The following is a 10198-nucleotide window of genomic DNA, read 5'->3' on the forward strand; positions in this document are numbered from 1 at the left end:
CTACGACAAGAGCGAGGCTGGAGTCACCAGCCGGGCACGTTCGTGAAGTTCCCGTGCGGCGTGATTCTTGAGGTGGGGGCGGATCAGCTTGAACATGGCTTGCATGCGCTGATCTGCCCGGCCGGATTGAACGAAGGGGTAGTCGTCCAGAGCGAGGTTCCAGGTTTCGCATGCTGCTTCCAGGTGACCGATTTCCAATTGACGCTCAGCCAGGGTGGCTCGATGACGTACGCGAGCGCGGCGATAGACGCTGTAGCGGACTCTGTCCGATTCCTCCATGGCTTTGATGGAGCCAGGGACGTCGCCGAGTTCGTGCCGTACTTGGCTGATGTGGTAGTTCAGGGCTGCCGGATCATACGAGCCAAATGCTTTCCCGCGGGATTCAGCCTTCTCCATGGCCACCTCGGCCTCTCGCAAGTACATCAGCGCGTTACTGTGCTCGCCGATCTGCGCGGACGCATGCGCCTGCTGTCCGGCAAGGAACGCCCGCATGCGTGGACCAGCTTCGGGAGACGCGGCAGCGGCGGCGTCAGCGAGCCGCTTTGCCTCCCTGCCATGACGTAGATCAACAGCCTGAACGCTCATCCCCCGCAGCGTGGTGCAGTACGTCAAGTGATCCTCTGCCGCTCCGGCAAGTTCCAACGCCTTGAGGTAATACTGCTGCGCGAGGCCGTGAACGCCTTCATCCACCGCCATGTACCCGGCGAGGTAGCACAAATCAGCAGCAGCCGACATCATCGCCTTGCGTACGGGTTCGGAGGCTTCCGCCCGCAGATAGGGAGTCACCGTGTTCACCAGAAAGGCCGCGGCCATCGGGCGAGCGTGACGCCCCCCGAATTGGTCATCGAGCTCCGACACCCGTTCAGTCATGGCAATGGCCATGTTGACCTCCGGCATGCCAATGCGTCGAGTCCGGCCGGACTGAGCAGCTTCCATCCGGCCGACCACGTCTGGCCAATTGGGTACGGCCAGCGCAACGGAAAAGAGACTTATCCCGAGGACGCCGCGGCGTGAGGGATCCATATCCCCGCTGCCGAGATCGATCAGCCCTTCGACCGTACTCGGAGCGGCAACCGAACCACTGGCGGGTGCCGGGAAGCCGGCCTCGGCATGGGTGATCGGACGTCCCAGCTTCCGTGCCAAGGCTTCCAAGATCAGCGGTCTGGCTGTTTCCTTCGGCAGGTGCCCTTGGCGCCACTGATGGGCCGACGGCTCGCGGTACTTGAGCGGGGTTCCTCGCTCGGTCCCGACACGATTGACGGCCTGGACGAACTGTCGGAGCGTCCAGCCGGTCTGCCGGTAAAGCCGCTCAAGGTGCCGGTTCGGTTCCCGAGTGCCCACTAGCCCTCAACTCCCCGGTGCGTACGAGCACTTAAAGCTCTTAAAAGCCGCTGCCAGTGCAACGGTACCGCCGGCCGTAGCGGAGGGGTTGCCTAGAGCGAGGACAGGCCCTCCTCGCGAGACGACGAGAGGACCCCCGCGACGCGCTGCATGCGTCCGGGGGCGTGGCCGTCAACTACAAGGGAGTTGACAACATGACCAACGCTACAGCGAGGTTCCTCATCCCGCTGCTGCGGCTGCTGTTTCCCGCACGCGGCTGTCACCGGTCGGCCGGCGCGGTGCCCACCACGATGTGCGCCGACGAGCCGAGGCCAGCGCTTGCCCACGTGCCCGCCCGGCATTCGGCGCTGTTACGTGGCGAGGACTCGGCCTTGATCCGTCCGTACGCCCTCACCCCCGAGGAGAGGCAGGAGCGACGGAGGTGCCGCGAGCAGCGTGAGCGTCGGCGGGCACCATTGCTGGCCGTGCACGGGTTCGGTGCGGACCCACGCTGGATTCACGGTGTGGATGTGATGGGCTGATGCCCCGTATCTGCCGCCCCGTTCACCTGGGGGAACCGGCGTCGGATCCCTTACCGGTTGCGGGGTGCGATGTGTGCGGGGCCCTGGCCGATCAGCGTGCGAAGGCCTACGCCGTAGGAGACAGGTCGAAGGTGACCGACTGCAACGTCGAGATCAGCCGCCATCCCCACCAGAAGGCGGTGCGCTGATGGCGACCGAGGCGCACCTGCCGAGGTGTGTCGTGAGGGCGCCATGCCGCTATCTGGAGACGACCGTTCACATCCCTCGTTCGGATGGCGGACGACGTGGCCTCACGCCCGGCAATTGCAGGCAGGAAAAGCTGTCTACGCCTGCCTGTTTCCAGCTGAGAAGGGGTCCGTTATGGATCTACCGCTCACATGCCCCAGCTGTCAGCTGGCCCTGTGGAAGGACACCAGTAACACGCGCACAGGGCCGGAGCGCTGGCACTGGACGTGCACCGGGTGTGGGAGCCGATACGAGCCTTCTGACGCTGACCGTAGGAGGTACCTCTATGGGTCACCGGGAAGACAACGCAATTCCGTGCCCAGAGACCCTCGGGTGGCAGGGCCCATGGCCCTAAGGGGGCGATGACACCCCTAGGGCCGTACAAGAAGAAGGGCCTACGGCCCGCTCCTGCTCAGCCCTGGACCTGGCTCAGCCAGTACAGCGTGCGGCGGAGTTCCTCCGGGAAGGCGTGGTGGGGGCCGTGGAGGCGTTCGGCGTCGTAGAGGAGGCGGGAGAGGGCCTCCTGGGCGGCGCCGCGTTCGCCCTGGGCCAGCAGCAGGTGGCCTATGGAGCGGCGGATTTCCAGGGGGCGGATGGGGTCGTCGGCGTAGTGCTCGAAGTACGGCAGGAGGGCGCGGTACTCCTCCAGGGCCTGGGCGACCTCGCCGAGTTGTTCGAGGCACTGGGCGGCCTCGTAGTGGAACTGGAGGGCCTGGCGGGTCGCGCCGGCGCCGGATTCCTGTCCGAACTCCTCGGCGAGGATGCGGAGTTCGGGCAGGGCGCGGCGGTACTGGCCGTCGTCCATGAGGGTGGCGGCGTACTGCTTGCGCAGGGTGCGGACGACCGGGGAGTGCGCGCCGTGGCGTTCGGCGGCGGCGGGCAGGATGCCGCCGAGGATGTCCACGGCGTGGGTGATCCGGCCCTGGTCGAGCAGGCTCTTGACCTCGTCGACGGCGGATGCGACGTCCGGCCCCGGAGAGGGGGAGGAAGGGGAGGGAGCAGAGGAGGGGGAGGGGGCCGGGCCGGGGAAGGGGGTTGCGGCGGAGGTCCAGGCGCCGGGGTGGTGGGGGCCGGAGGAGAGGGCGACGGAGGCGCGGGGGTCGGGGCCCGGGCGGGCGGGGCCGGTGCCGCCGGTGGCCACGGGCGCGCCGGGGGCGGGAGGCTCGGGGGCCGGGACCAGCGGCGTGGACAGCGCCGTCGGCGTCGGGGCCGGCGCGGGGGCTCCCGAGGAGCGTACGGGCCAGGGGGCGTGGGGCTGGCGGAAGGGGCGGGTGGGGTCCATCGGGGCGAGGGGGGTGGCGGGGGCCTGGGCGGCGTGCGGGCCGGTGGCGGCGGCGGGCAGCAGGGGGGCCAGCGCCCGGTAGACCTCCTGGGCGTCCGTGGGGCGGGCCTGGGGGTCCTTGCGCAGGAGGTGCAGCACGAGAGCTTCGAGGGCCTCGGGGACGTCGGGGCGGAGCTTGCGTACCGGCACGGGCTCCTCGTGGAGGTGGCGGTGCAGGACGCCGAGGGCCGTGGAGCCGGCGAAGGGGACCTCGCCGCTGAGGAGTTCGTGGAGCAGGATGCCCAGGGCGTACAGGTCGGTGTGCGGGCCCACGGCGCCGCCCATCGCCTGCTCGGGCGCCATGTACGCGGGGCTGCCGATGGGCGAGCCAGTATGGGTGAGGCGGGTGGTGTCGGTGTCCAGCGCGGAGGCGATGCCGAGGTCGAGGATGACCAGCGAACCGTCCGGCCGGATCATGACGTTGCGGGGCTTGAGGTCGCGGTGGACGATCGGGACGGCGTGGACGGAGGCGAGTACGGCGCACAGCTGCGCGGCGACCGAGACCGCCCAGGGCCACGGGTAGGGGTCGTGCTCGGCGAGGTGGTCGGACAGGTCGGCGCCCTCGACGTACTGCATGACCAGGTAGAGGTCCTCGTCGTCGCTGCCGGCGTCGTGGACGGTGACCAGGCCGGGGTGGTCGACCTGCGCGGTGACCCGGCACTCGCGGACGAAGCGGCGGCGCATCTCCTCGCCGTCCGGGGTCCCCGCCACCCGGTCGGGGCGCAGCAGCTTCACACCGACCCGGCGGTCCAGGCGGCGGTCGTAGCCGATCCAGACCTGGCCCATACCGCCCTGCCCGAGCAGCGCGGAGAGTTCGTAACGCTCGCCGATGACCCGGCCGTTCACCGCCCCTCCTCCTTTCGGAGGTAGTCGCTGAGTTCGTCCAGCTCGGCCCGTACGCGGTCGATGCGCTGCGGCTGCGGGCGCTCCTGGGGGGCGGGGTAGGGGTGGGCGGGCGCCGGTGCGGGGCGGGCCGGCGGCGCGGGCATCCGGGTCTCGGTCATGGCGTAGGGGTTGACCGGGCCCGCGCCGTGCGCGCCGTAGGGCTGGGTCTCCTGGGCGTACGGCGGAAGCGGTGCGGGCGGAAGCGGCGGGCCGTAGGAGGGAGCGGCCGGCGGCATGCCCGGGTGGCCGGCCGCCATCGGGCCGTGGGCGGTGGCGTGCCCGGCGCGGACGTCCACGGCGAGGTAGTAGGCCACCGCCGCGGCGATCTGCATCAGCAGCAGCCCCACCCCGAGGTTGGTGCGCCAGTCCGTCGTGTCGTAGCCGGTGATCAGCGCGCAGGCGCCGACGATCGCCACCAGGTCGCCGGCGAACAGCCACCAGCCCAGCCGTCCGCGCTGCACGATCGCGGCCCGCAGCAGCGGCGCCCAGGCCAGCAGTCCCAGGCTGAGCACCGCGGCGGCCACGAGGGCCACCCGCAGCGCGATGGCCGTCCCCCGCGCCGGGGGACGGTGCGGCGAGTAGGCGGGGACAGGGCCGTGCATTGCTGCTCCTGACGGATCGGACAAGGCGGACGAGGCGGTCTCCGTAGCGGCCCGTGGGGTCGGCGCCACCCCCTCGCGCGGGCGGGCACGGCGCGCATACGTGCCTGCGAGCGTATATACGACGACGCGCGCGCGTGCGGGGTTGACCGGAATGGCCCGGCCGATGTGCCCGCCCCGGGGAGACGACGCCGCGCCGTTCGCCCCGTATGCCTCTCCGCTTTCCCCGTATGCCTGCCGACTTGCCCCGTATGCCGGTCCGTCGGCTCAGTCCGGGCTGACCGACCCGTCCGTCAGTCCGTCGTACAGCCCCCGCACCAGCTGCTCGCCCAGCCGCGACGCCAGCCGCAGCGCCTCCTCGAAGGTCGCCAGGTCGCTGAACCGCCGGCCGTAGCGGCGCTGTTCGGCGAGTGGCAGACGGGGCAGCTGCAGGCGGCGGACGTCGAGCCGGGTGGCGGTGGAGGCGTAGCTGCTGGCCTGGCGGTTGTTGGCGGTGCCGCGCAGGAAGCCGGCGAGGAACCAGGGGTCGACGGCGGCCGGGTCGGGCCGCAGCAGGGTGAGGTTGCGGCCCAGGGCGGCACCGGCGGTGGCGTCGTCGACGACCCGGGCGACGGCGCCGCCGCCGAGGACGGGCACGACGACGTCGCCCGCGCGGACCAGGACCGGTTCCTCGGCGGGCCCGGAGGCGGGCGCTTCGGGGAGGGAGCCGGAGGGGGCGCCGCCGGCGATGACGTCGTGGTCGGTGAGCACCGCGGGCGCCCCCTCGGCGGGTGCCGTGCCGGCGCCGCCCGAGCGCAGCACCAGGGCGCCGGAGCGGGCGAGTTCGCCGACGGTGGTCAGCGGCCAGCGCGCGGCGCCGGCGACGTCGGGGAGGGTGTCGCCGGGCTTGGGGCGCGGGGTGAGCTCGGTGGTACGGGCGAGGGTGGCGGTCAGCCGGTCGCGCACCCGGGCGAGTTCGGCGGGGCCGCCGGCCGCGGCGGGCGGCGGGAGGTGCCGGGCCGGGGCCAGGTCGACGTCGTCGTCGAGGAGGTCGATGGCGGCCAGCGACCGCCGCACACCGGGCACTTCGTCGAGGTCGCCGTCGCGGTCGAAGGCCTGCCAGGCGTCGACGGCGGTGGCGTGGACGGTCTGCCAGTCGGGCTTGTCGCGGCCGGCGGCCTGGCCGGCGGACAGGTCGGCGGTGTCGACGACGAGCAGCCGCGGGGTGGGCGGCGCGCCGCTGCCGGGCTTGCGCAGCACCCACAGGTGCAGCGGGACGCCGTTGGGCGGGGCGGCGCCGGCGGGCAGCGCGATGACCGCGCGCAGCGCGCCGCGGCGCAGCAGGTCGGCGCGGATCCGGCGGCCGGAGCGGCGGGAGGCGACGGCGGGCGGCATGAGCAGGACGGCGGTGCCGCCCTCGCGCAGCCGGGCCAGCGCGTGCTGGACCCAGGCCAGCTCGGACTCCGTACGGGCCGGGAAGCCGTACTCCCAGCGGGGGTCGTAGGCGAGTTCGTCATGGCCCCAGTTGCGTTCGTTGAACGGCGGGTGGACCAGGACGGCGTCGGCGGCGAGCTGCGGGAAGGCATCGGCGCGCAGGGTGTCGGCGGCGCGTACGCGGACCTGGGCGGCGGGCACGTCCAGGGCGAGGCGGAGCGCGCTGAGCGCGGCGAGGTCGGGGTCGGCCTCCTGGCCGTGGAGGGTGACGGGGGCGCCGGCGGGGTCCGCGGCGTCCTTCGCGGCGCGCTCCTGGGCGGCGGTCAGCAGCCCGCCGGCACCGCAGGCCGGGTCGAGGACGGTGCGCAACGGGCCTGCCAGGGCGGCGAGTTCGGCCATCAGCGCGGCCGGCCCCGGCGGGGTCAGGGTGTACTGCCGGGGGTTGGCGTCCAGGTGGCGGCCGAGCAGGAAGGCGTAGGCCCGGTCCGCGCCGTCGACGGCGGCGAGCTCGCCGGCGGCCCGTGCGAGCGCGGCCGACGGGGCGAGCGCCTCGCGGGTCAGTCCGCGTACGGGGTGCTCGGCGCCGAGCCGGGCGGCCAGGACGGAGTCGAGCATCGCGGGCAGGACGCCGGTCAGTTCGGCGTCGTCGGTGGCGGCGCGCAGCTGCTGCCAGGCCGAGGGGCGGTCGCGGACCAGGAGCAGGACGGCGCCGGCCTGCCGCAGTGCGGCCACGGCGCCCGCCGGGTGCCCGACCAGCTGCTGCCAGACCCGCTCGCGCAGCGGCACCTCGGCGAGCTTGCCCTGGTCGCGCAGCCACTGCTCGATGTCGCGGAGGGCGAAGGCGGGGCTGGTCTCGGTGCCGCCGACGGGCTTGGGGAAGTCCGCGTGCCGCCGCCGCCAGTTGCTGACCGCGGCGCGGCCGACGCCGGCGAGCCGGGCGATGCCGGCGGCGGTCACCTCGGTCGGACGGCCTCCCTCGGCGGCGTCCGTCGCCGTGGTGTCCGTCGCGTTGTCCGGTGCTGCGTAGTCCGGCACCTGGCTGACTCCCATCCGCGTGACCCCCGACCTCCCGTGACCCCCGACTCTGTGTCGGCAAGCATACCTGTCATCGAACAACCTCCCCCTTCACAGCGTGAACAAACCATTCACAGACCTTCATGTTGACTCGGTTCACAGCCTCTGCTCTTATTGACCCATCGCTTCAGCGGAATTCGCATCGAGTGCCCGGAAGGGGCCCCTACGCATGTCTCAGCAGATGCACTACCAGCCCACCCCCCAGGGGCCGTCCGGCCACGCCCACCAGGCGCCCCGCAACGGGCTCGGCGTCGCCGCCCTGATCCTCGGCATCATCGGCGCGCTCAGCGGCATCCCGATGATCCTGTTCTGGCTGGCCGGGCCGCTCGGCCTGCTGGCCCTGATCTTCGGCCTGGTGGGCACGAGCCGGGTCAAGAAGGGCCAGGCCACCAACAAGGGCGTGGCGATCACCGGCACGATCCTGGGCGCCCTGTCGCTCGTCCTCGCGATCGTCGGGGTCATCGTCACCGTGCTGGCGGTCAACAAGGCCGTCGACGAGGTGAACAAGGAGTTCGACAAGCAGTCGGGCAGCAGCAGCAACATCAAGGACCTCGGCGCCGGGCAGGCCGCGAAGTACAACAACGGCCTGGAGGTGACCGTCTCGAAGCCGAGCCCGTTCACCGTCGACAAGAACACCCTGATCAGCGGCCACACCGAGGGCAACAAGGCGTACAAGGTCACCGTCACGCTCAAGAACACCGGCGACAAGGCGGCCACCAACCCGCTCATGTCGACCGACGCGGAGGCCGACGGCAAGAAGGCCGAGGAGGTCGCCGACGACAAGCACGGCATCCTCCACCACGACTGGGAGAAGACGCTCGACCCCAACGAGACCGACAGCGTGGAGATGGTCTTCGACGCACCGCCGTCCGCCAAGGAGCTCTCCATCAAGATCACCCCGGACATCCTGCTCGACCCCGCGAACTGGAAGCTGGCCCTCTGAGCCGCCCGGCTCCCCAGCTCCCTCCCCTTCCTCGCCGACGGGAACGGGCGGCACCGCAGCGCCGTCTCACCCACTGCCGGGCCGGCACCGTGCACCCACCGCCGGGCCGCCCGCATCGCCGGTTCGAGTATCTTTCCGGCAGTTGACAGTGAGTGAGGACCCTCATGGACACGGCCGCAGCAACGGCCGGGGGCGGCCCCGGACCGATCCTGGGGGAGGGCGGCGCGACCGTGCCGCCGCCCCGGACCGCCGGCCCGGCCGCGACCACCGCGACCGCCCCCATACCCCCGGGCGACCGCGGCCCCCTGCGCCGCGCCGCCCAGCGCCTTCGCACCCGCACCGCCCCGTTGCGCGCCCCCCGATGGGACCCCTACTGGACGGCCGGGTTCTTCTTCCTCTGCTTCGCCCTGCTGTCGGTCTCCCGCTTCCGCGGCATGTCCAGCTCCTCCTGGGACCTGGGCATCTTCGAACAGGCCATACGGGGCTACGCCCACTTCCAGGCCCCGATCGTCGACCTCAAGGGCCCCGGCACCAACATCCTCGGCGACCACTTCAGTCCCGTCCTGGTCGTCCTCGCCCCCTTCTACCGGCTCTTCCCCTCCCCCCTGACCCTGCTGATCGCCCAGGCCGCCCTGTTCGCGCTCTCCGCGATCCCGGTCACCCGCGCCGCCGCCCGCTACCTGGGCCGCCTCCCGGGACTGGCCGTCGGCCTGGCGTACGGCACGTCCTGGGGCGTGCAGAAGGCCGTCGACTTCGACTTCCACGAGATCGCCTTCGCGCTCCCGCTGATCGCCTTCGCCCTCGAAGCGGTGCTGCGCGGACGCTGGACCGCCGCGGTGTGCTGGGCCGCGCCCCTGGTGCTGGTCAAGGAGGACCTGGGCGTCACCGCCGCCACCATCGGCGCGCTCGCCCTGCTGCGCACCCGCCGCGCCAGCCCGCTGCCCATCGCGCTGGTCGCCTTCGGCCTCACCGCCACCGCCCTGACCCTCGGCCTGCTGATCCCGGCCTTCAACGGCTCCGGCTCGTACGACTACTGGAGCAAGTTCGGCGCCGACGGGCAGGGCGCCACCATCCCCCTGGGCACCGCCGTGCGCACCACGCTGTGGGTCCTGCTGCCCACCACCGGCCTGCTCGCCCTGCGCTCCCCGCTCCTGCTGGTCGCGCTGCCCACCCTCGGCTGGCGCTTCCTGTCCCACGAGCCGCACTATTGGGGCATCGACTGGCACTACAACGCCGTCCTGATGCCGGTGGTCTTCCTCGCCCTGGTCGACGCCCTGCCCCGGGCCCGGGTCTCCGCCCGCCCCTGGCTGCGCTCCTACGCCCACCACCTGCCGGCCGCGGTACTGGCCGCCGCCCTCGCGCTGTCCACCACGCTCCCCCTGGCCCGCCTCACCGAGCCCGCCACCTACCGCGTACCGGCGTCCGTCACCGCCGCCGAACGGCTGCTGGAGCGGATACCCGACAACGCGACCGTCGAGTCCGACATCCGCCCGCTGAGCCGCCTGACCCAGCGCACCCGGGTCTTCTGGACGGGCGACACGGACGGGCTGGCGCCCGACTACGTGGCCGTGCAACTCCGCGACGACCGCACCCCGCGCCAGGCCCTCGCCGACGCGATGGCCCGCCACGCGAAGTCGACGTACGTCATCGTGGGGGGCGCGGCGGATCTCTTGGTTCTGCGGCGAACCTCTGTGCGCTGAGCGGGCCTCCCACGTTGCCGGCTGAGCCGCCGTGGGGCTTCTGTGAGTTTTTCCCCGCCTTCGGCGGGAGCGGGGTGGGTTGTGGGGTGGGGGCGCTGTGTCGGTGGTGGGTGCCGGGGGCGGTCCTGCGGGGCCTGTTGTGTGGACTGCTGCGCTTTACGTCCACACAACAGGCC

The 10198-nt window shown here is 72.3% G+C and carries 6 protein-coding genes; 2 read left to right on the plus strand and 4 right to left on the minus strand.

All coding sequences use genetic code 11. The features are described 5' to 3' along the window. The 4 genes from ACFWZH_RS21625 to ACFWZH_RS21640 form a co-directional block, all read right to left on the minus strand. Entirely contained in the window at window positions 1–1341 is a 1341-nt protein-coding gene (locus ACFWZH_RS21625; protein WP_384433417.1) for a tetratricopeptide repeat protein, read from the minus strand. A gap of 1158 nt (window positions 1342–2499) precedes the next feature. Then, window positions 2500–4254: a protein kinase gene (locus ACFWZH_RS21630; protein WP_384433420.1), complete on the minus strand. Its 1755-nt coding sequence runs from the start codon at window positions 4252–4254 to the stop codon at window positions 2500–2502. Next, on the minus strand, window positions 4251–4895 hold the full coding sequence (locus ACFWZH_RS21635) for a hypothetical protein (RefSeq protein WP_384433423.1): 645 nt from the start codon (window positions 4893–4895) through the stop codon (window positions 4251–4253). The genes ACFWZH_RS21630 and ACFWZH_RS21635 overlap by 4 nt, the downstream gene beginning before the upstream one ends. Before the next feature lie 264 nt (window positions 4896–5159). Then, a complete protein-coding gene (locus ACFWZH_RS21640; RefSeq protein ID WP_384433464.1) occupies window positions 5160–7262 on the minus strand; it encodes an N-6 DNA methylase in 2103 nt (700 codons plus the stop codon). Between the two features lie 286 nt (window positions 7263–7548). Here ACFWZH_RS21640 and ACFWZH_RS21645 point away from each other — a divergent pair, with 286 nt between their 5' ends. After that, the gene (locus tag ACFWZH_RS21645) at window positions 7549–8322 is read left to right on the plus strand and encodes a DUF4190 domain-containing protein (RefSeq protein ID WP_384433426.1); all 774 of its coding nucleotides are present in this window, start codon (window positions 7549–7551) and stop codon (window positions 8320–8322) included. Between the two features lie 164 nt (window positions 8323–8486). After that, window positions 8487–10022, plus strand: a complete 1536-nt coding sequence (locus ACFWZH_RS21650) for a DUF2079 domain-containing protein (protein ID WP_384433429.1) — start codon at window positions 8487–8489, stop codon at window positions 10020–10022. Window positions 10023–10198 lie beyond the last annotated feature (176 nt).

The sequence above is a fragment of the Streptomyces sp. NPDC059008 genome (genome assembly GCF_042749045.1).
Taxonomy (GTDB): Bacteria; Actinomycetota; Actinomycetes; order Streptomycetales; family Streptomycetaceae; genus Streptomyces.

Coding starts and splice junctions, on each gene's coding strand:
- ACFWZH_RS21635 (WP_384433423.1), bottom strand. CDS start 4,895: ATGCACGGCCCTGTCCCCGCCTACTCGCCGCACCGTCCCCCGGCGCGG.
- ACFWZH_RS21645 (WP_384433426.1), top strand. CDS start 7,549: ATGTCTCAGCAGATGCACTACCAGCCCACCCCCCAGGGGCCGTCCGGC.
- ACFWZH_RS21650 (WP_384433429.1), top strand. CDS start 8,487: ATGGACACGGCCGCAGCAACGGCCGGGGGCGGCCCCGGACCGATCCTG.